This window comes from Sedimentisphaera cyanobacteriorum (assembly GCF_001997385.1).
Lineage (GTDB): Bacteria > Planctomycetota > Phycisphaerae > Sedimentisphaerales > Sedimentisphaeraceae > Sedimentisphaera > Sedimentisphaera cyanobacteriorum.
The window spans coordinates 2,931,502-2,951,611 of the sequence record NZ_CP019633.1; the positions used below are offsets into that span (position 1 = coordinate 2,931,502).

Annotated in this window: 16 protein-coding genes, 2 tRNA genes and 2 pseudogenes; 15 read left to right on the top strand and 5 right to left on the bottom strand. The window is 44.8% G+C overall.

The window, feature by feature from the left end; all coding sequences use genetic code 11:
* Positions 1-199: 199 nt before the first annotated feature.
* Both L21SP3_RS11705 and L21SP3_RS11715 read right to left on the bottom strand, forming a co-directional pair.
* A protein-coding gene (locus tag L21SP3_RS11705) for an IS3 family transposase (RefSeq protein ID WP_390612107.1) occupies positions 200-1,344 on the bottom strand; the annotation gives its coding sequence in 2 pieces (ribosomal slippage) (positions 200-1,083 and positions 1,083-1,344; 1,146 coding nt in all).
* Between the two features lie 200 nt (positions 1,345-1,544).
* Positions 1,545-1,617: transfer RNA gene (locus L21SP3_RS11715), tRNA-Lys, on the bottom strand.
* A 537-nt stretch (positions 1,618-2,154) separates the two neighbouring features.
* On the opposite strand from L21SP3_RS11715, the gene L21SP3_RS11720 reads away from it, so the two are divergent.
* The 6 genes and pseudogenes from L21SP3_RS11720 to L21SP3_RS11745 all read left to right on the top strand — a co-directional run bounded on the left by L21SP3_RS11720 (position 2,155) and on the right by L21SP3_RS11745 (position 8,187).
* The gene (locus L21SP3_RS11720; protein ID WP_077541955.1) at positions 2,155-3,804 is read left to right on the top strand and encodes a metallophosphoesterase family protein; all 1,650 of its coding nucleotides are present in this window, start codon (positions 2,155-2,157) and stop codon (positions 3,802-3,804) included.
* Entirely contained in the window at positions 3,801-4,358 is a 558-nt protein-coding gene (locus tag L21SP3_RS11725; protein ID WP_077541742.1) for a hypothetical protein, read from the top strand. Before L21SP3_RS11720 ends, L21SP3_RS11725 begins: the two co-directional genes overlap by 4 nt.
* A gap of 2 nt (positions 4,359-4,360) precedes the next feature.
* Positions 4,361-5,584, top strand: coding sequence for a permease (locus L21SP3_RS11730; protein WP_077541744.1), 1,224 nt, complete (start codon positions 4,361-4,363; stop codon positions 5,582-5,584).
* A 159-nt stretch (positions 5,585-5,743) separates the two neighbouring features.
* Positions 5,744-6,184, top strand: coding sequence for a Panacea domain-containing protein (locus tag L21SP3_RS11735; protein WP_077541746.1), 441 nt, complete (start codon positions 5,744-5,746; stop codon positions 6,182-6,184).
* Positions 6,171-6,608, top strand: coding sequence for a hypothetical protein (locus L21SP3_RS11740; RefSeq protein ID WP_077541748.1), 438 nt, complete (start codon positions 6,171-6,173; stop codon positions 6,606-6,608). Before L21SP3_RS11735 ends, L21SP3_RS11740 begins: the two co-directional genes overlap by 14 nt.
* A 356-nt stretch (positions 6,609-6,964) precedes the next feature.
* Positions 6,965-8,187: pseudogene (locus L21SP3_RS11745) on the top strand (IS4 family transposase).
* A 447-nt stretch (positions 8,188-8,634) separates the two neighbouring features.
* Here the strand turns inward: L21SP3_RS11745 and L21SP3_RS12270 are convergent.
* The gene (locus L21SP3_RS12270; protein WP_261340803.1) at positions 8,635-8,757 is read right to left on the bottom strand and encodes a hypothetical protein; all 123 of its coding nucleotides are present in this window, start codon (positions 8,755-8,757) and stop codon (positions 8,635-8,637) included.
* 36 nt (positions 8,758-8,793) lie between these two features.
* Here L21SP3_RS12270 and L21SP3_RS11750 point away from each other — a divergent pair.
* A tRNA-Leu gene (locus tag L21SP3_RS11750) sits at positions 8,794-8,878 on the top strand.
* A gap of 521 nt (positions 8,879-9,399) precedes the next feature.
* Entirely contained in the window at positions 9,400-10,530 is a 1,131-nt protein-coding gene (locus L21SP3_RS11755; protein WP_227806775.1) for a Fic family protein, read from the top strand.
* 434 nt (positions 10,531-10,964) lie between these two features.
* Here L21SP3_RS11755 and L21SP3_RS12200 read toward each other — a convergent pair.
* Positions 10,965-11,768, bottom strand: a pseudogene (locus tag L21SP3_RS12200) (TatD family hydrolase).
* The gene (locus L21SP3_RS11770; RefSeq protein ID WP_077541756.1) at positions 11,765-12,604 is read right to left on the bottom strand and encodes a polyprenyl synthetase family protein; all 840 of its coding nucleotides are present in this window, start codon (positions 12,602-12,604) and stop codon (positions 11,765-11,767) included. The pseudogene L21SP3_RS12200 and the gene L21SP3_RS11770 overlap by 4 nt, the downstream one beginning before the upstream one ends.
* Positions 12,605-12,687: 83 nt before the next feature.
* Here L21SP3_RS11770 and L21SP3_RS11775 point away from each other — a divergent pair, with 83 nt between their 5' ends.
* From L21SP3_RS11775 to L21SP3_RS11800, 7 genes are all read left to right on the top strand, one after another.
* Positions 12,688-14,535, top strand: a complete 1,848-nt coding sequence (locus L21SP3_RS11775; protein ID WP_077541758.1) for an FAD-binding protein — start codon at positions 12,688-12,690, stop codon at positions 14,533-14,535.
* A complete protein-coding gene (locus L21SP3_RS11780; protein ID WP_077541760.1) occupies positions 14,532-16,202 on the top strand; it encodes an electron transfer flavoprotein-ubiquinone oxidoreductase in 1,671 nt (556 codons plus the stop codon). The genes L21SP3_RS11775 and L21SP3_RS11780 overlap by 4 nt, the downstream gene beginning before the upstream one ends.
* A 28-nt stretch (positions 16,203-16,230) precedes the next feature.
* Positions 16,231-16,674: a D-aminoacyl-tRNA deacylase gene (gene dtd, locus L21SP3_RS11785; RefSeq protein WP_077541762.1), complete on the top strand. Its 444-nt coding sequence runs from the start codon at positions 16,231-16,233 to the stop codon at positions 16,672-16,674.
* 25 nt (positions 16,675-16,699) lie between these two features.
* Positions 16,700-16,864, top strand: a complete 165-nt coding sequence (locus L21SP3_RS12050; RefSeq protein ID WP_161488202.1) for a hypothetical protein — start codon at positions 16,700-16,702, stop codon at positions 16,862-16,864.
* Positions 16,865-17,046: 182 nt separating this feature from the next.
* Complete coding sequence (def, locus tag L21SP3_RS11790; RefSeq protein WP_077541764.1) at positions 17,047-17,580, top strand: peptide deformylase; 534 nt, start codon at positions 17,047-17,049, stop codon at positions 17,578-17,580.
* On the top strand, positions 17,577-18,539 hold the full coding sequence (gene fmt, locus L21SP3_RS11795) for a methionyl-tRNA formyltransferase (protein ID WP_077541766.1): 963 nt from the start codon (positions 17,577-17,579) through the stop codon (positions 18,537-18,539). Before def ends, fmt begins: the two co-directional genes overlap by 4 nt.
* Positions 18,532-19,866, top strand: coding sequence for an RsmB/NOP family class I SAM-dependent RNA methyltransferase (locus L21SP3_RS11800; protein WP_077541768.1), 1,335 nt, complete (start codon positions 18,532-18,534; stop codon positions 19,864-19,866). The genes fmt and L21SP3_RS11800 overlap by 8 nt, the downstream gene beginning before the upstream one ends.
* Positions 19,867-20,110 lie beyond the last annotated feature (244 nt).

The following is a 20,110-nucleotide window of genomic DNA, read 5'->3' on the forward strand; positions in this document are numbered from 1 at the left end:
ATTATAATAGCAGGATTTCATCAGAAATCAAGAGCTGTTTATTGGTATAGCCAAATAGCCATCTTTTCTGCGGGCTGTAAAATTGCGGTTTGAGAAAAAAATCGTGTGTGTATAATATCCGGCTGGAGAGAAAAATATCAAATCGGTGGAAAATCGTTTACTCAGCTTGTGCCTCTCCCCTGTCTTTGAACAGTAATAATTAGACAAATTCCTTCAAACAGCAGTTTTTTCCTTTTGCCCCTTCAGAATTATTTTGAGGGGTGAAAGGCAAAAAACTGCGGACATACTCTACAGGAGCTTTCCCTCCCAGTGATTCGTGCCCACGCTCATAATTATATTCTATAAGCCAATCTAAAGTTAAATTACGAGCTTCTGATAAATTCTTAAAACTGTACATATCAAGTATATCCTCTCGATAACTCCGATTGAATCGTTCAATAAAACTGTTTTGCTGAGGCTTGCCTGCTTCTATACGGCGGTGCCTGATTCTGTTTCGGCAGCAGAACCTGCGAAATTGAAGGCTCCTAAATTCCGGCCCATTATCGCTGCGAATAAAGCGGGGGAAACCCCGATCAGAGCCTATTAATTCAAGGCTACGAATTATGCGAAGCGAAGGTAAGCTCGTGTCGATCTCAATATCCAATGCCTCACGGTTAAACTCATCGATAACGTTGAAAGCCCTGAATGGCCGACCATTACTCAAACTATCGCTCATAAAATCAATACTCCATATCTCATTAGCTCTCGTGGCTTCTGGCATAGGTTTACGCTCTATTTGCCTTATCAAATTCTTTTTACGGTTGTTAAGCTGAAATTCATTTTCCTTATAAACACGATAAACCTTTTTGTGATTCCAGCTATATCCCTTGCGGCGGATACTGTCGAATATCTTTGGAAATCCGCGTCGAGGACGGGAATCTATTACCAGCTCTATCTGTCTTTTTACCTCAGCATCATCGTTTCTTGAAGGAGTATAGTAAAAACTGCCCCGGCTGATGCCTGCTGCTTTACAAGATGATTGCACGCATAAGCCCTTAGAATGTGCCTGCCTGGCAAAATCCTTTCGCTCGGCAGGCTTTAGAAGTTTTTTTCTATTAAATCCTTGAGAACGTTATTCTCTAATGATAAGTCCGCATACATCTTTTTGAGCTTGCCGTTCTCTCGCTCTAACTCGCGTAAACGCCTTATCTCACTGCCGCCAATACCAGAATACTTGCTCTTCCAGTTGTAAAATGTGGCACGGGATATGCCGTATTTCCTGGTCAAATCACTGACCTCTAAACCGGCTTCTGACTCCTTGAGAATCGAAAGTATCTGGCTTTCACTAAACCTCGATCTTCGCATTTTAAGTTCCTTTCTAAATATTTGAGTTGGTTTATATTATTCAGGAACCGTCTAATTTAAAGTGTTCAATTCTATGGGAGAGCTACAAGCTAAATGAACAGACCCGAGCAGATGATAGTGTGAAATTTTTTCTGCAAATTTGGAATAATCTTGCATAATCTGTGATGAGATTTTGTTGTGAAAATGGTGTAGAATAAAAGTGAGGGTGTTGGGGCTCGAACCCAAGACCTACGGCTTAAAAGGCCGTTGCTCTACCAGCTGAGCTACACCCTCGATGAAATGCTTAAAATCAGGCGAGACGGCATAACATACAAAAAATAGCCTCCAATGCAAGCAAAAACCCTTTCCCAAATTGAAATATTTTAAAATTAAATGGCTTTTTCGTCAGAAGCCTCTATATTTGATAAATCTGAACAGGCCGCAGATTGTCTGCTGAGAATTGAGGACAGTTAAACTGCTGTCTGCTAAAAACCGCTGCTTATATTTCTCATACTCAATCCAAATTCTTAAACATTGCTGTATGCTAAGATACAAGAGGAATAGTTCGTTCCGCAGCGATTGGTCAAAGGGATGTTACAAAAAATGGGCTAAAATAATAGAAATATTAGTCCGTAGTATTATTGCGCATTGAAAATATATATAATAATTCGTAAAATTTTAACCTGTTTAGACATATAACTTATGAATCAAGCTGATATATTAGAAAAATTTATTGCAGAAGCTGAGTTTTGAAGTTTACTTTAGTTATTAATTTTTATGAGAGGATCTAAGATGGATCAGAATAAGTTTATCAAGGCGTTTTTATTTTGCATGTTCTTAATTTCTGCGGGTGCAGCGGCAGCAGAGATGACCCCGCCGGTGAAGGCTCCGTTCGAGAAGCTTGATACCTACTGCGTGAACGATTGGTGGAATCACGCCGAGAAGATTAAAGACAATGCTAATAAGATTGTCGATGTTGATGTGCCTCGTGATGAGGTAATCTGCTTCGGTATGTACACAACCGAAGACAGTGTGCTCAAGCTCACTGCCCAGCTCTTTCCGCTGTATCCAAACGAAACGCGTACGGTTCGTCTGGAATTTATGCAGGACGGCAAATGGCAGGAGGCCGCACGCGAAGAGGTGAACGATATAGGCTGGTCTTGTCTTTTCCGGATTGAAGACTGGGATGAATCCAAAGACGTTCGCTACCGCCTCCGCCACGGTAAAAAGGCCGAGTTTGAAGGGCTTATACGAAAAGACCCCGTAAACAAGGAGGAGATTACCGTGGCCTCGCTCAACTGCAACTCCAACAAAGACCGCGGTATGCGAGAGAATTACGTTCGCAACCTAAGAGCACTCGACCCAGACCTTCTCTTCTTTGCCGGCGATCAAAGCTACGACCATCGCGAGCATACTGCTGCTTGGCTGCTTTTCGGCTTGCAGTTCCGCGATGTCTTCCGCGACCGCCCCTGCATTACCATCCCCGACGACCACGACATAGGCCAAGGGAATCTCTGGGGCGAGGGCGGCAAAAAGGCCCTCAGCCCAGCAGGCGATCACGGCGGCTATTTCTACGACCCTGATTACGTAAAGATGGTGGAACGCTGCCAGACCTCGCATCTGCCGGACCCGTACGACCCTACACCCATAAAGCAGGGCATTGGCGTGTACTACACAGAGCTCAGCGTTGGGGAGGTGAGCTTTGCAATAGTCGAAGATCGCAAATTCAAGAGCGGGCCGGCCAAGAAGATACCGCAGATGGGGCCAAGACCTGATCACGTTAGAGATACCACCTACGACCCCAAAACAATCGACCTCGAGGGGCTAAAGCTCTTGGGCGACAGGCAGCTGAAGTTCTTGAACGACTGGGCAGACCAGCCTGCGCCGCTTAAAGCCGTGCTCTCCCAGACGGGCTTCTGCGGGGCGGCAACACGCCACGGGAATTTCAAGAATCTGCTCCACGCAGACCTCGACAGCAACGGTTGGCCGCAGACAGGGCGAAAGAAAGCCCTGAGGGTTATAAACAAGGCCGGCGCAGTGCATCTTGCCGGCGACCAGCACCTGACAACGCTTGTTCGCCACGGGATCGATGAATTCCGCGACGGGCCTTTCGCTTTTGTTGCCCCTGCTATTATCAACACATATTACCATCGCTGGTGGTCTCCGGCGGATGAAAAGCCCGGCAAAAACCGCGAGCCGAATAATCCGCTCAAATACACCGGCGACTATCTCGACGGATTCAATAACAAGATTACTATGTACGCTTATGCCAACCCCTATATCAAAAACGATATACTCAAAGACGGCTTCGGGCTTATCCGCTTCGACAAGAAAGATAAAAGCGTTACGTTTGAATGCTGGCCGAGGAAGTGCGATGTTACCAAATCCAGTGCTGAGCAGATGACTGGCTGGCCGCGCACGGTAACCAGAGTAAAAACAGATGACGGCGGTTACGACTGGAAGATTCATCCGATTAAATGAAATCCGGAAAAGCAAATAAATGGGCAATAGCGTTTGCAGGCCTTGCAGTTATTGCCTGTTTATACATTATAGAGCTGAGCAAAATTGAAGTGGGCGGCTCGCAGAGGGTTCCCGGTTTGGATAATGTGAAGGCCAGCGATGCTGATAAACAGTGGGCGCCGTTTTACCGCGTTCGTGCATCGCTGATAGACAATCAGACCGCAGAATTTGACATTCCTGAGAAGCTTCGCCGCAAGGACGGCGAGCAAATCACTCTAACCGGAGCAGCGATGTTTTACGGCTCCGGCTGCTCCGCTTCGGGGGATAAGGTTTCTGTGGAATACTTTTTTCTCGTTCCTTCATTATCGATTGCTGATGCCTGCACAATCCTGCCTGAGGTTATGATGAGGTATCGCGTGCGTGTGAATCTCGCGGAGCCTTGGGTTCTCTCCCGTGTTGAGATGACTGCGGCTATTGTACGTTTGAGCGGGAGGTTCCGGATAGACACTTCGAAACCGTTTGAAGCCGCATTTATTGTGGATGAGGCTGAATGCTCGCTTGCAGAGAATGATTAGCTATGGATTTTTTCACTATATTCTTCGATTCGCTTATGCAGGCTGCCCCGTATGTAATACTGGGTATGCTGATTGCGGGGGCGGTTCGTAATTATGTGCCTCAGGATGTACTTCGTGAGAATCTCGGCGGGAACTCCCCGCTTACACTGCTCAAATCGGTAGGGATAGGCTGCATCCTGCCTCTTTGTTCCTGCGGGACGATACCGCTTGGAATCGGGCTGTACAGGAGCGGGGCAGCTGTAGGGAATATGCTTGCGTTTATGACATCCGCTCCAGTTCTTTCTCCTGTGCTGATTGTGCTTGCGATAAAACTGCTCGGCTTCAAAATAACGCTCACATTGATTTTTTCGGCTGTTGTCGGGGCTATGGTTATAGGCTGGATTGGAAACAGGCTCTTCCCGCCTAAGGTCGGTTTTTCATCAGCCTGCTGCTGCGAGAATATGGAATTTAAGTATCACAGCAGACTCGCAGAAAAGGGAAGGACAGGAAAGCTGCTTGAAACAGTAAGGTGGTCGTTTCTGGATCTCGGGGCAGATATCTGTATTGATATTCTGATTGGCCTCGGGATTGTATCGGTTATTCTAGCAATCCTGCCGATGGAGTGGATCTCCAGATGGCTCGGGCAGCAGGATTTGTTTACGCTGGTGTATGTGGTGATTCTTGGAATCTTTACCTACGCATGCAGCATCCCTTCTATACCCATTATTCAGGGGCTTCTGCTTATGGGCGCTTCGCCCGGGGCAGCGATGGCGTATATGATAGCCGGCCCGGCTACAAATTTCGGCGAGCTCTACGCAATAGGCAAGTCTATGGGCAAAAAGCCTGCTGTTTACTATGCCGGCGCTCTGATTGTGCTAGCGATAACTGCGGGATACCTCACCGACAGGCTCGTTTTCCCCGATTATCAGTACAGAGCCTTCAGGCAGCAGGGAGAGCTTGTGATAAAGCAGTGCTGCGTGCCGGTTATTTTCGGAGAGGGAGTGGATGTTGGGGATCCTCAAGTGCCCGGATGGCACTGGCCTTTCGGTTTTCTCCTTTTCGGGGTGATTGGATTCGGCTTTTTCAAAAAGGTGAAACACTTTCTGGTAAACCCATGCCAGTGCTGCGTATGGAAGAGCTACGAGCAGGGAGATTCGTGCGGGGCAAAATGCCACGTCCGGAGGAAACACGATTTCTTCCAGAAATATATAGCACGGCCTTTGAAGAATTTATATGATATTGAATAAAGTTTTGCTGCTTTAATGCTAAAAAAATGGTACTGTTGGCTCATAAACAAAATTTGAACAATTTTCGTATTAAAGATTGAATCATTATTAAGTTGATTTTATAATAAATTGACGTGATGTCAGTCTAAATTGGCAGTCCTAAAACAAAGGAGTGAAAAAATGAATTCTCTAAAAGCGGTTGATATTGCTAAGTATATCACCGAAGAGTTAGGCTCGATGACTGCAATGAAGCTTCAGAAGCTTGTGTATTACAGCCAAGCTTGGTCGCTTGTATGGGACGACTGCAAACTTTTTGATGATCCAATAGAGGCTTGGGCTAACGGGCCGGTAGTAAGAGAGCTCTATAATCTTCACAAGGGCAGCTACATCGTTAGTTCAGATACCTTCTCAGATGGAGATATCTCCAAATTGAGCGAAAATCAAAAAGATACTGTTGATACAGTACTCAACGCTTATAAAGATAAAACACCCCAATGGCTGAGTGATCAGACCCATGCAGAACGGCCTTGGATAGAGGCTCGCGAAGGGCTTTGTGAAACTGAAAGGGGCGAGAGGATAATATCTTTGGAGACTATGGCTGAATACTATGGCTCGCTCTGAAAAAAAGAAAGTTCCCCAGCAGGCCCTTAACAGACCAAACGAGAAGAAGGTAAAAATACCTCAAAGAAAAACAGCTTTAAGAGTAAGTTGGCGGTTTTCAACTGTAGATAGAAAAGGGCCGTTTGCTTGGCCTAAAGGCCAAAAGAAAGAGCTTAAAATTTTGTCTAAGCTTTATGATTTCGATTGCTGTAAGTGGCAGGAGATAGAGGGTAAAAATCATCACTACTTGTCTCAAGAGAGTTTGTCGAAAGAGGCTTTGAAGAGATTGAAAGAAACTCAAAAAGATGATCAAGTAGAAAATCTCTTTTCTTTTCATCTAAATGGTAAAGAGAGGATTGTTGCAGTAAGATACTTGAATGTTGCAAATTTGCTGTGGTATGATCCTAATCACCAGGTTTCCCCTTCGACTAAGCGGCATACCTGAATTACTGTGAAATATGCCAGCAGCTTGCTGTATTTTCTGGAAATTATGAATTAAATTCAATTTTTCTTAAAAAAACACACATAAAACTTTACAAAATATAAAATGAGTTTGAATTTGGTTTTCCTGACTTCGGCGGTATGATTGTGGAAAACTCTGCAAAAAGTGGGTTTTGAGGCTGTTATCCCCGATTTCTCACTTATCCCCGATTTCTCACTTAGCGTTCAAAATCGTGAAAAATCAAAATTTTTTCCACAGCCATCCCATAGAAGAGCAAAATACAAGATGTTTCTTTAAAACCAGCGGGGTATGAGTTACACTAATTCTTTCAGTCTAATTAAACAAATTAGGAGTAACCCATGACACCCGCCAAACATCAATATAGCATTCTTAAGCAAATATGCCAACATATTCCTGCACATCTTGTTTCAAAATTGTCTCGGTCTTTCGGTATTGACAAGCAATCACGAACATTTTCTTGCTGGTCGCACATTGTATCTATGCTTCATGTCCAGATTGCTCACAGTCTCTCGCTCAACGACGTTTCCGACACATTGCGTAATCATTCTGGAGCTTTGACTCCTATCCGCCGTGCAACCCCTTCAAGCAGGAATGGGCTTTCTCATGCAAACAGGGTTCGAGATCCTCTTATGGCAGAGACTCTCTTCTGGGAGGTGCTGTCCCATATCCAGAACAAACATCTTGATTTTGGGAGAGGCCATAAGTATTCCGGCCTTCCGAGGCGTTTTAAGAGAGCAATATATGCGGTTGACTCAACCACGATCCAGCTTGTAGCTAACTGTATTGACTGGGCTAAACATCGCAGACGAAAAGCGGCTGCAAAGTGCCATATGCAGCTGAATCTCCAGACGTTCCTGCCTCAATTTGCTATTGTAAAAGAAGCCTCAACCCATGATTCGACAGAAGCTTATCAGCTCTGTCAGGACCTTAAAAGCGGCGAAATAGCGGTTTTTGACAAGGCTTACGTGGATTTTAAGCATCTAGCAGATCTTGACAGGCGAGAATTATTCTGGGTTACCAGAGCCAAAGATAATATGAAATATCGTTTTGTTAAACAGAATACAGAACCAAAAGGTAATATCCAATACGATGCTTTAATTGAACTTGAAATGCCGAAAAGCCGCGAGGCATACCCGAAGAAGCTCCGTTTAGTTAAGGCTTATGTGGAAATTAACGGCGAGAAAAAGCTTATGAAATTTATCACGAACAATATGCAGTGGGCGCCGAGCAGTATTTGCGACCTATATAAGTGCCGCTGGGGTATAGAGGTGTTTTTCAAGCAGATAAAACAGACTTTGCAGCTAAGCGATTTCCTAGGGCATAGCCAAAAAGCAATTCTATGGCAAGTATGGACGGCTATGCTGGCTTATATTTTAATAAGGTATATAGGTTTCCTCGGTCAGTGGAAAGGAGCATTCAGCCGATTGTTTACTTTACTGAGGGGTTATTATTCAGCCGGCTGGATGTTTTTAGCGTTATGGCTGCCTGTGGGACAGCACGTGGTTCACCGCGTATGGTTGGCAGCCCTCAGCAGGCTTATTTGCCGGGTTTTAATATGTAGCAAGATTTTACGAAAATAAAGAGGTGAAAAGAGAGCGGGCAGTATTGAGCAAAAAACTGCCAATTGAACAAAAGCAAAAAAAATGCAAACTGGGGTAATTCAAATCCTTCAAGAAAAGGGCGTTTTAATACAATAAACAAGCCCTCAACGATAAATTTATGGACTTATGGGATGGCTGTGTATAAAAATCTTAATGTTTAATTGTCTTTATCGATCTATAATATAAAGCCTTGTCCGTTTGGTGAACCTAAACAGCCTCGGATTTACCGCCGGATTTTTTCAGACAGCGAAATACACTGCTGATTATTCACAGTATATCTTTTTTTCCTGCGCGATAATTGGTTTTAAAACTCGTGGGATTGGTTTTGAACAACCAAGTGCGAGAAGGACAAGAAGAATTTTTATAATTTTTTAACAACGATTAACATTCATGAAGAACCTTTAAAATCAGCGTAATCTCCTGATAGAATCCTTTGCGGTTTTATCACGCACATTGCAGTGAGACAAAAATTCAAATCTGCGCAGTCCCGGATTTGAGCTGCCTGCCATTGGCCACTTACTGCTTGACATAAATACCCCTTTTACTTATCTTTATACGCTTTCCATGCCGGAGTGGCGGAATCGGCAGACGCGAAGGATTCAAAATCCTTTCCTGATTACCAGGGTGTGGGTTCAAGTCCCACCTCCGGCAGCTTTTTTTGATCCCGTCAGAGCGTTTTATTACAATCCTTATTAAAATTACTGCTTTTTTACTTCATTATCGGCTAAGGCATCTTATAATAATCTCATATTTTGTTGTGAATATATTTACAGCATATTCAGGCGGTGGTCATTCAGAGAGTTGAGGTTGAGAGCAGAGGAATATATATTTAAATACTAGACTTTTAACACAGTTACTTTTCCGACTATAGCTCAGGACAGTGGCTATTCAATTGAAAAGATAAACTATGTCCTTGGGCATGCCAACAAGGTTATAAATGATAGATGTCCATTAAGACATGTAAATAATCTCACGAAAAAGAGGTGTGATAGCGTTGAAAAGGAATTCTTTAAGGAAAAGAAATAATATTGCATGATTTCTTAATAAAACAAATAATACTCAGCGTTATACAGCTCATTTAAGAAAAAACAAGACACTTAATTTGCATATCAAGCATAAAATAACATATTAATAATGCAGAAAATGAATCTGAACCCAAGCGAATGGATTAAATGATGGAGCTTAAAAAGTATAAAGCAGGGTGCTATGTGAATCAGGGGTCTCACAAAAGCTTTTCCCCGCAACAAATCAATCATAGCTGGATATGGAGCGATGCTAAAATAAATATTTTGCTTGAGAAGGCAAATAAGTGTTTAGGGGAGCTCAATGCTTTCTCTCGTTTTATACCTGATATCGATCTGTATATAGGTATGCACATATTTAAGGAGGCTCAGAGCTCGAGCAAAATTGAAGGCACCAAAACAGAGATTGATGAAGTTCTCATGGATAAGTCTTTCATAGCCCCCGAAAAACGTGAGGATTGGCAGGAGGTGCAAAACTATGTGAAGGCAATGAATCACGGGATTGAAAAACTTGGCAGAATGCCTCTGTCTTCCCGTCTTCTTCGAGAAATGCATTCGATCCTTTTGGATTCAGTGAGGGGGAAACACAAATCTCCTGGTGAATACAGAAAAAGCCAAAATTGGATTGGCGGTTCTTCAATAGATGAGGCTATATATGTGCCTCCATGTCATTCAGAGATAGGCAATCTCATGAATGACATGGAGAAGTTTATTCATAATGATAAAGCTTTAGTGCCTCATTTAATTAAAATTGCGATAATTCATTATCAGTTTGAAACAATCCATCCTTTCCTCGACGGCAACGGAAGAATAGGTCGGCTGCTGATAACCTTCTATTTGGTTGGTGTTGGGCTTCTTGATAAGCCCACATTGTACATTTCTGATTATTTTGAGAGAAACCGGCAGGCTTATTACGATTCACTTTCAAGAGTAAGGCAAGATAATAATATTTCTCAGTGGATTGAATTTTTCCTTGAGGCAATGGTTAAGACCTCCGAAAAAGGTGTTGAAACATTCGGTAAGATTCAGGAGCTGAAGAATAAATACGAAAAGGAAATCGTTAAATTTGGCAGGCGTTCTGAAAATGCTCACAAGTTACTGAATCGTTTATACAGCAATCCGGTAATTACCATTCAGGAAACAAGTGAATTCCTAAGTCTTTCTGTGAAGGCTTCATCTGATTTAATTAAAACTATGGTGGAAAACAATCTTTTAATAGAACTTACGGGGTACAAAAGAAATAGGATTTTTGTGCTTCATGAATATCTAATGTGCTTCTAATTTGTAATAAATCGACATGCTATCATTGTTTCTGTTCCTTAAAGCAGACGTACTGTTTTTTATGAAACTTTCAGCATATAAAACTAAAATAAGGATTTCTGTATGATACTTTCAGCTGGCGAAACTACAATACATCAGCAAATAAGATGAATGTGTAATCTGGGAATAAAACAGCGGTAATTATTATGATATTGGAACGAATTATTTTCAATATTCAAAAATTAAGCTCTTGTATAAATTTAATAATATATAAAAAAAACCTCTCATGAAGATTTCAATAACTATCTGAAATTATATTTAGGCTGTATAATTGAAAAACTTTCAAGAATAAGATTTCCAATAGTGATAAAACGTTAGTACCAAGGTTTTTTACAAGTTCGTTATTTGCTGAAACTTACAGAAAGGTTGTGTGGGTTCAAGTCCCACCTCCGGCATTAGTTTTCGATAAATTTCTGGAAATTTTTCTCGGTCTGGATTTCCAAATCCTCCGCGTTTACCCCTCTAAGCCTTGCAGCACCTTTGCATATAAGCGGTATATTTGCGGGCTCGTTTCTCAAATACCCCATATCGTTTTTGATATTCTTCTCTGCCGCCGGCTTGAATAGGTATTCTTTTGGCGGAGTTAGATAGGGCGAATCGGTTTCGAGCAGTATTTTTTCAGATGGAACAAGCCGGATAGCCCTGTGCATACTCTTGCAGTTTTCCTGAAGCATTTTGCCGTTGAATGAGAAATACACATCAAACCTTTACAGCTCTTTCATAAACTCAGCAGATCCGCTGTATGAGTGCATAAGCAGTTTCGGGTTTTCTTTTCTGCTGCTCAGGGTGTTCATCAAAGGCCCGAACGCCTTCAGGCAATGCACAATAGCGGGTTTGCCCGTCTCTACGCAGATATTCAGCTGCCTATTGAACACCTCAGTCTGCCTTTCGATGTCTGTATCGCAGAGGAGCTTGTCAAGTCCGATCTCTCCTACCGCGCAGCATTTTTCCGCTATCTGCCTGAGCCTGTCCTCCCAGCCCTCGCTTAGCCTGCCGGCAAACCACGGGTGCACCCCGCAAGCAGGCATAAGGCAGGAATTCTCTTGGCATATCCGGAAAACTCTCTGCCAGTCTTCTATTTCAGTCGCGCAGCAGACCATCCGTTTCACCCCTGCGTTCAATGCCCTCTGGACAACTTCCTCGAGGTCATCCTTGAAGCATTCGGCCTGAAGATGAACGTGGGTATCAGTAAGGCTCATTTCTCGAGCAGCCTTTCCTGAAGATACCGGATGAAGGTGATAATCTCTTCGCCGAAATCTTCTTTGGAATTTATAACCGTTTTTTCTGCTTCGTCTAAGAGCTCAAGTCCTCTGCCGGCTGCTAAAACCCTGTGCCTGCCGAATACTTCGGCTAAGCTTTCCGATTCGCAGGCGAGGATATAAGGAAGTGTGTATATGCCGGCTGAAGAATCGGCCTCTGTATCTTCGAGGTCGTTTGAAATCTGAAACGCAGCGCCGCATTTTTCAGCTATAAATCGGGCTTTGGGGCTTTCAGGCCTTATTCCCTCAGCCGCTGCACGGAAGAGGGATGCTGTTTTAAGCGATATGATCTTCATATAAACATCCGAGCTCACCGCTCCGCAGAATTTCTGCTGTTCCTGAAGAAGCTCGCCCCTGCACATGTCCTTAACAGCCCGCAGAAGCGATTTTGTTTTATCCGTTCCGCACTGATCAAGACATAGAAGGGCCGCCTCAGACATAAGAGAATCGCCGTAGAGCAGGGCGGAATTAGCCCCTTCTCTTGCGGGAAAGCTCACCTGCCCGCGTCTAGTTATGCTTTTGTCGAGAAGGTCGTCGTGGATGAGGCTGGCATTATGCACGATCTCTATCGAGGCAGCAAAATTTATTGCCTGCTCATCTATTTCTCTATTTCCGATGCAAAAGCAGAAAAGCGGCCTGAGCATCTTCCCTTCGTTGAGTTTGTCTGCTTCCTCAGAGAGCTCTTCCAGTGAGATTGCAGCATCAAGAACCTTACCTCTCACCTTGTTTAGGTGCTTACCGAACTGGTCTCTTAATTTGTCATAATTGCTTTTCATTCGTCCGCATATAAAATAGTTGTCAGAAAATATATTATTAATTTATCATAACATTTACGTTTGCATGAGAAAAGCTATTTATTATGAACTTTATACTTCTTGTTAAATACGTCCCAGACGTTTCAAGGATCACAGACAGCAGCTTCGACAGTGAAACAGGCAATCTTAAAAGAGCCTCTCTGCCCGGTATAACCAATCCCGAGGATATATCGGCAATAAGCCTTGCTAAAAAAATTGCAGACACTAAGGCAGATGAAACCGATAAGTTTATAGCTCTTACAATGGGGCCTGCTCCCGCCTCCAATGCCCTGTATGACGCCCTCTCGCTGGCCGCTGACGAAGCTTTCCACCTTCAGGACAGCAGGTTTGCAGGCGCTGATACATGGGCAACTGCCGAAATCCTCACAAAAGCGATAAAAAAGATTGCCCGTGAAAAGTTTGGCGATGAGCCGTATGCAGTGGCAGGTGGTATGCAGTCCTGCGACGGGGATACCGCTCAGGTGCTCCCGCAGACAGCCGCTGCCTTGGAGATGCCGATAATCAGCTACGCCTTTGACGGGGGATTCAAAGACGGAAGATTCCATTTCTCCTGCATCAAAGAGGGGGGCGATGTTTTTCTCAGCACGGGCGAAAAGTCATTCGTTCTTACTGCTGCCGCCTTCGAATTTCCGCTGTATCCGTCATTCAGCCGCTCGAGATGGGCAAGAGCCCAAAACCACAGAAAGCTTACTGCTGAGATGATCGGCCTTGAAGGCAGCGGGATGTCGAATTCGCTCACTCGAGTTGTGAAGATATTCCGCCCGGAAGAAAACCAGCGGAAACAGAAACACATAACCTGTCTCAAGGAGTTTACCGAGCTTATCGTTGAGAGCTGCAGAAAAAGCCGCCGCAGAAAAACTGAAGGCAGTTTTATTAAGTATCCTCCGAGCAGCAGCAGAGAGGTATGGGTGGTTAGCGAGCCCTCAGAGCAGCTGGAAGACTGCACGGCTGAACTGCTTGCCGAAGCTAGAAAGCTTGCTTCTGAGATTGGCGGGGTATGCTGCCTTGCCGCCTATGACTCGCCTGATGAAAATTTCTTGCAGAAGGCCGCAAGAGCAGGGGCAGACAAGATCTACAGACTCCCAAACTGCCGTTTAACTGAAAACCCTGAAAAGCAGGGCAGAATGCTCGGAGAGCTTGTAAACTCCAAAAAGCCCAAGATTGTTCTTTTCAGCGCAACGCTTTTCGGCAGGGTGGCTGCACCAATCTGCGCGTATATAACAGGCAGCGGGCTTACCGCAGACTGCACAGGCCTTCATCTTGAAAAAAAATCCGGAGGTGATTACGAGCTCATCCAAACCCGCCCGGCTCTTGGAGGTAATATAATGGCGCAGATAAAAACGATTAATTCCCCCATCTCTATGGCCACTGTGCGTCCCGGGCGATTCACTGCGGCCTTCAGCAGTGAAAAAAGAGAATGCGAGGTCGTAGATTTCCCGGCAAAGCTCGTTAAAGACAGGGATATAAAAGTTGAAAGAGAGTCGGAGAGCAAAGTAAACGATTTTAACTGTGATGTTATAATATCTGCAGGCAGGGGGATAGGCTCGAAAGAAAATTTCGAAGAATCTGTTGTACCTCTAAAAAAGGTTATAGAGCTTTCCTGCAGCTGTTCAGCCGCCGCAGGGGCATCCAGAGCTGCCGTAGAGCACGGTCTGGCAGACAGGCAGCTGCAAATCGGACAGACAGGTAAAACAGTGTCGCCTTCCCTGTATATATCAGCCGGTATTTCAGGTGCTGTTCAGCATATTGTTGGAATTGAGAAATCATCTGTTATAATGAGTATTAACAGTGATCCGGGCTGCCCAATTTTCGCCCAAAGCGATTATTATTTTGTTGGCGATGCAGTTCAGTCGCTGGATAAAATTCGCGGTTTTCTGGAGAGTAAGCTATGAACAAATTTGCTGATTACAAAACCGTTGACGTGCTTGTGGTTGGTGCCGGAGTTGCTGGGCTCACCGCAGCAGCGGCAGCAAAGTCTCTATGCCCTGATAAAAGTGTTTGCGTGATAGACAAGGCCTCCGGCCCTGGCAGACACAACCTTTCCGGCGGGACATTCGATCCTTCCTCGCTCTATGAATTTTTGAATTTGGCCTTTCCTAACTGGCAGGATAATGAAAAGATATCCAAATTTTTGAGCAGACGGGTTGTTAACGAGCAGTTTTTTATGCTTTCCTCAAAATCGAGGGCATTCCGGATAACCCCGCACTTAAAGCTTGCTAAAGCACTCAAACTTTCAGCCGGCAAGATGCTTTCTGAGGGAGAAACGATAATTTCTGTTTCCAAATTAGTAAGAGTTGTGGAGGCGATGGCTGTTGAAAAGGGTGTTGAGATATACTACAATTTCCCAGCCGATTTTGTAGATTTCGACCATAAAACCGCCCGCGCAAAAGGCGTTCGCCTCGCAGACAAAGGGCTTGATGAGGGCGGAATAAAGCAGATGAATTACACACCGGGCGAGCTGATTAACGCAGAGAATGTGATTCTTGCAGAGGGTGCAGACGGATATGTTACAGAGCAGTTCATTGCCCATTCCGAGCTTGAAAGAAATCAGCCGCAAATTTATTCGCTTGGTGTTAAAGAGGTGATTGAAGTTAGTCCGGAGCAGTATAAGGCGATTGGCAGCTCAAATGTCCTTCGTTTTGCCGGATACCCGCTCTGGAAGCCGTTTTCAAGCCCTTCCATTTTCGGTGGCGGGGCCCTCTACCCGCTTGGAAGCCGCAGGATAGCGGTTGTTCTTATCTCAGCTCTAGACTGGAAATACAAGGATTACAGCCCTTATGAGGCCTTCTGTCTGTTTAAGAAGCATCCGAAGGTAGCTCGCTATATAGATGGGGGCAGGGTTCTTGAGGCAGGGGCAAAGCTTATCCCTGAAGGCGGGTTTCATTCCATACCTCGCGATAAGGTTCGCTCCACTTACGCAGGTACTTCAAATGTCCTGCTTACCGGCGACTGCGCGGGCTTTGTTAATATGCACAGGATGAGGGGGCTCTCGAACGCCGTTCTTACCGGCCTCCAGGCGGGCAAGGCGGTGAGTATGAAAGAGAAAAACGGCGGGTCTCTTGCGAAGAATTATTCTAATATGCTTGAGTTTTCAGGCCTGATAGACCAGATGAAAAGGGCAGCAAAGTTTCGGCAGATTATTTCAAAATTCGGAGTTACCTTAGGTCTCGGCCTTGGAAATATTGACTTTATGCTGCCTTTGTTTAACATTCGTCAAGACAATAAACGTGAAATGACAGAATCTTACCCGTTTTCAGGGAAAGGGTTGTTCGATCAGGCTGATTTCGTAAAGCATACCGGGGTTCAGCACCGTGAGAATCAGCAGCCCCATCTTGTAATAAAAGATGTTGATATATGCAAGTGGGAGTGTGCGAGGAAATACGACTGCCCCTGCCTGAAGTTTTGTCCGGGTCAGGTTTATGAAAAGATGCAGGAACATGTTGGGCCGGTAAATACTTCAAATTGCCTGCACTGTAAAACATGTCAGAGGAAATGTCCGTATAGCAACATTGAATGGACGGTTCCCGAAGCAGGGGGGCCGATGTACACGGATATGTAAAAAAGGATTACAGAGAAACGGAGAACAAATGAAGGCAGTACTTCAAAGAGTAAACAGCGCATCGCTGAGTTCAAACGAGGAAATTGTAAGCGAAATCGGCAATGGGGTTCTTGCTTATGTTGGAATCCTTAAAGGCGATAATGAATATGATTTAGAATTTATAGCAAGGAAGATTTCTTCCCTGCGTCTTTTTTCGGATGATAACGGCAGGCTGAATATTAGTCCAGTGGATGTGAAGGGGGAAATCCTCCTTGTCAGCAACTTTACTATAGGTGCAAACTGCAGAAAAGGCAACAGGCCGAGCTTCGACAGCGCTGCTGACCAGACTGAGGCAAAAAGGCTTTTCGAACTGCTGATAGAGATGCTTAAAGACAGCGGCCTCAAGGTGAAAACTGGTGTATTCGGCGCACATATGATAATAGACAGTCAGGCAGATGGACCTGTAAACATATTCCTGGATTCAAGAACTTAAACCCATAGGCCGAAAGGGGCAGATTATGAGCTCAAAGAAAATGTGCGGCTTAGTAAAGAAAGATATCGTTAAAAAGGATATCAAAAAATTCACTAAATTAGTAAGCCAGCCGCAATTCGCATGCAAAAAGTGCGGGCTGGTATGTTCGGATAAAGACAGAATCTGCAAGCCGGTAAAACTAAAAGATTAGTTTTTTATAAATCTGGTTAAGAGATTACCAAAGACGCAGCAGGTGAGGGTGTTTTTACCTGCTGCGCCTTTTTTAATGCCCTATAAAAATCGGCTTTATTCGCTGGAATTTTATTCCAGAAATAGTAGAATAAAGAGGAGCCGATTGTTACAGGATTTTGAATTTATATATTTGAAAATATTATGATAGATTTAGATAAATGCAGATTAACCTTTTGGCCGGAGCCGGTACTTCTCGAGAAGGCTCAGGAGGTTGAGAAAATAGATGATAATATACGGGCATTCGTTGATAAGATGCTTGATATTATGGTTGAATCCAACGGTATCGGTCTTGCCGCACCTCAGGCCAATGCTGGCTTAAGAATATTTGTGGTATCTCTCAACGCAGACAAAGAGCACGCAAGGGTTTTTATTAACCCAGAATTAAAGCTTTCAGGAGAGGTTACGGGTATGCAAGAGGGATGCCTTTCCGTTCCCGATATAAATACCAAGATTGAGCGGCCCTCAAAGGCCGTTATAAGCGCAGCCAACCTTGAAGGCGAACGCTTTACTTTGGATGCCGAAGGGCTTCTGGCCAAATGCCTCCAGCATGAGAACGACCATCTCAACGGCAAAACGATCGTTGAGCGGATGTCCAGAATGTCGAAATTGAGACACAAAAGCCAGATAGATAAGCTCAAAGCAGATTTAATAAGCGGGCAGGGGAGTAATGGATGAGAATATTCTTTTGCGGGTCAAGCGGTTTCGGACTGCCTTGTCTGGAGGCCCTTCGAGACAGCAGGCACGAGCTTGTTCATATAGCCACTCAGCCTGCACATAAGGCGGGAAGAGGGCGAAAGATTCGGAAAACCTCTGTTGCAGAATGGGCAGAGCAAAATTCAGTTCCGCTGACAGAAACCCCGGACATCAATTCACAGCAAACAATCCGGATTGCCGAATCGCTGAAGCCCGATTTGTTCGTTGTGATAGCATTCGGGCAGAAAGTGGGCAGGGGGTTTATTGAAAAAGCCCGATACGAGGCGATAAATGTTCATGCCTCGCTGCTTCCAAAATACCGAGGCGCCGCCCCGATAAACTGGGCGCTGCTTAACGGCGAGAAAGAAACCGGCGTAACTATTATCACGCTAGCTGATAAGATGGATGCAGGCTTGATGCTCGGAAAAAAGAAGACTCCCATTTATAAGGACGACAACGCAAAAAGTCTGCACGACAGGCTCGCCGTTTTAAGCCCTGAGCTTCTGCTTGAAACAATCGACAAGATTGAAGACGGAACTGCCTCTTATATCCCGCAGGACGAGACACGCGCTACACTGGCGAGAAAACTGAAAAAATCCGACGGCATAATAGACTGGCACAGCTCCGCTGAGGACATCGCCAACAAGGTTCGTGCATTCTGGCCTTGGCCTGAGGCTCAAAGCTCATATTTAATCGGAGAAAGCGGGAAGGTGATAAAGGTTATCATCGCAGATGCTGAGCCTGTTGAAATAGCGGAAAGCCCGAATGCAGAGGTTGGAAGCCTCGACAGCAATATGAATGTCGTATGCGGCGAAGGCGCCCTTGCCATCAAAATGCTCAAGCCTGAAAACAGCAGTATGATGGATTTCAAGGCCTTTGAGAATGGCAGATACAGCGGGAGCGGAGATAAGTTTCTAAGTAACCAGAATAAAGATGAATGACAGAGAGCTTATAGTCAAGGCTTTAAGCTGCTACAAGCCCGGAAAAACAAAAACTGAAGCACTTTTGAACGATCTTCTCGGAAAATGCAGTGATAAGCCGTTTGTGAACAATTTCTGCTGCGGGATTATCCGCAGTCTGCCGGCTATAGATATCGTCATAGCAAAGCTTTCAGGGGCCAGAGAAAAGAAAACATCCCCTCAGCTCTGGGCAGTTCTCAGGTGCGGAGTGTTCGACATAATCTACCGCCCGCGGCAGGAGATTTACGCAGCAGTGAATGAATGGGTTAAGCTTGCCGGCGGAAAGAAGCAGAGAGGATTTGCAAATGCGGTGCTTAGAACTGTAATCAGAGCCATAGAATGCCGCAGCGGGGAGAGCCCGCTAAGCTCTAATTTTCTTCCGGTCTCCGGTTCACTCGGCTGTATATTCAAGCAGGATATATTCAGCAGTCCAGAGAATGCCCCTTCCGAATACTTAAGTCAGGTTTATTCTCTGCTCGAATGGCTCGTATCCGGCTGGATAAAAAAATTCGGCTTGGAAAAAACCTTATCAGTTTGCAGGGCGTCCAACAGAAAGCCCGGACTCTATCTTCGCCCCAATAAAACCCTCACAACACCAGAAAAGCTGCTTGAAATGCTCAGGGAGGACGGAGCAGCCGCCAAACGCATTGGAGATATCATAGCCCTCGAGAAGGCAGGCAGGCCGGTAGAAAAGCTCCCGGGCTACAATGAAGGCCTTTTCTGCGTGCAGGATATTACTGCGTTTGAGGCGGGGCTTTTCGTAAACCCCTCTCCAGGGCAGACTATTCTTGATCTATGCTCAGCACCCGGAACCAAGTCTTCCCATCTCGCAGAGCTGATGCAGGGGGCTGGCGAGGTGATCGCTACGGATATAAACCCCGCCCGGCTCGAAAAGGCAAGGGAGAACAAGCAGCGTCTGAGGCTTGAAAACATAACAATATTAGAATATGAAAAGGCCTTTGAATATGCCGCCAACAGGCAGATTGATGCTGTTTTGCTTGATGTTCCATGCTCTAACTCCGGAGTTCTCTCTAAAAGGCTGGATATGCGATACAGGCTCACCCCCGAAGGGATCGATAAGCTCAACTCTCAGCAGTACGATATAATCAAAACAGTGCTGAGGCGGCTGCCTGCGGTTAAAAAGCTCTTTTACAGCACGTGCAGTGTTGAAAAATCCGAAAATTATGAGATTTTGCACAAACTGCTTTGTGAGCTCGACAGGGGGGAAATAAGGCGGGCAAAACTAACCCTGCCATCTGACGTAAGTTTCGGCAGGGACGGAGGTTATATCGCAGAATTCACCCTCTGACAGCCTCGTTTTTCAGGTTTTCGCGGAATCACTTTCCACACCTTATCAACAATAAGGGCTTACGATGTGTAAAACACGTGCCTTAAAAAAAATCTTTTCTCGTAAGTTCTTATCTCAAGCGGGCCTCCATAATGTGGAAAAGAAACTTTCCGAAATGCTGTTGATTAGCTCTTTGTTAGGATTATGATTTTGCACTGTTGTGGAAGTGTTTAAATCATTTTTACTGAAGAAGAAGGATATCGAT

Bases quoted from the DNA above. Each gene is read 5' to 3' on its own strand.
- L21SP3_RS11720 (WP_077541955.1), top strand. From the start codon at position 2,155: ATGTTCTTAATTTCTGCGGGTGCAGCGGCAGCAGAGATGACCCCGCCG.
- L21SP3_RS11725 (WP_077541742.1), top strand. From the start codon at position 3,801: ATGAAATCCGGAAAAGCAAATAAATGGGCAATAGCGTTTGCAGGCCTT.
- L21SP3_RS11730 (WP_077541744.1), top strand. From the start codon at position 4,361: ATGGATTTTTTCACTATATTCTTCGATTCGCTTATGCAGGCTGCCCCG.
- L21SP3_RS11735 (WP_077541746.1), top strand. From the start codon at position 5,744: ATGAATTCTCTAAAAGCGGTTGATATTGCTAAGTATATCACCGAAGAG.
- L21SP3_RS11740 (WP_077541748.1), top strand. From the start codon at position 6,171: ATGGCTCGCTCTGAAAAAAAGAAAGTTCCCCAGCAGGCCCTTAACAGA.
- L21SP3_RS12270 (WP_261340803.1), bottom strand. From the start codon at position 8,757: ATGTCAAGCAGTAAGTGGCCAATGGCAGGCAGCTCAAATCCGGGACTG.
- L21SP3_RS11755 (WP_227806775.1), top strand. From the start codon at position 9,400: ATGATGGAGCTTAAAAAGTATAAAGCAGGGTGCTATGTGAATCAGGGG.
- L21SP3_RS11770 (WP_077541756.1), bottom strand. From the start codon at position 12,604: ATGAAAAGCAATTATGACAAATTAAGAGACCAGTTCGGTAAGCACCTA.
- L21SP3_RS11775 (WP_077541758.1), top strand. From the start codon at position 12,688: ATGAACTTTATACTTCTTGTTAAATACGTCCCAGACGTTTCAAGGATC.
- L21SP3_RS11780 (WP_077541760.1), top strand. From the start codon at position 14,532: ATGAACAAATTTGCTGATTACAAAACCGTTGACGTGCTTGTGGTTGGT.
- dtd (WP_077541762.1), top strand. From the start codon at position 16,231: ATGAAGGCAGTACTTCAAAGAGTAAACAGCGCATCGCTGAGTTCAAAC.
- L21SP3_RS12050 (WP_161488202.1), top strand. From the start codon at position 16,700: ATGAGCTCAAAGAAAATGTGCGGCTTAGTAAAGAAAGATATCGTTAAA.
- def (WP_077541764.1), top strand. From the start codon at position 17,047: ATGATAGATTTAGATAAATGCAGATTAACCTTTTGGCCGGAGCCGGTA.
- fmt (WP_077541766.1), top strand. From the start codon at position 17,577: ATGAGAATATTCTTTTGCGGGTCAAGCGGTTTCGGACTGCCTTGTCTG.
- L21SP3_RS11800 (WP_077541768.1), top strand. From the start codon at position 18,532: ATGAATGACAGAGAGCTTATAGTCAAGGCTTTAAGCTGCTACAAGCCC.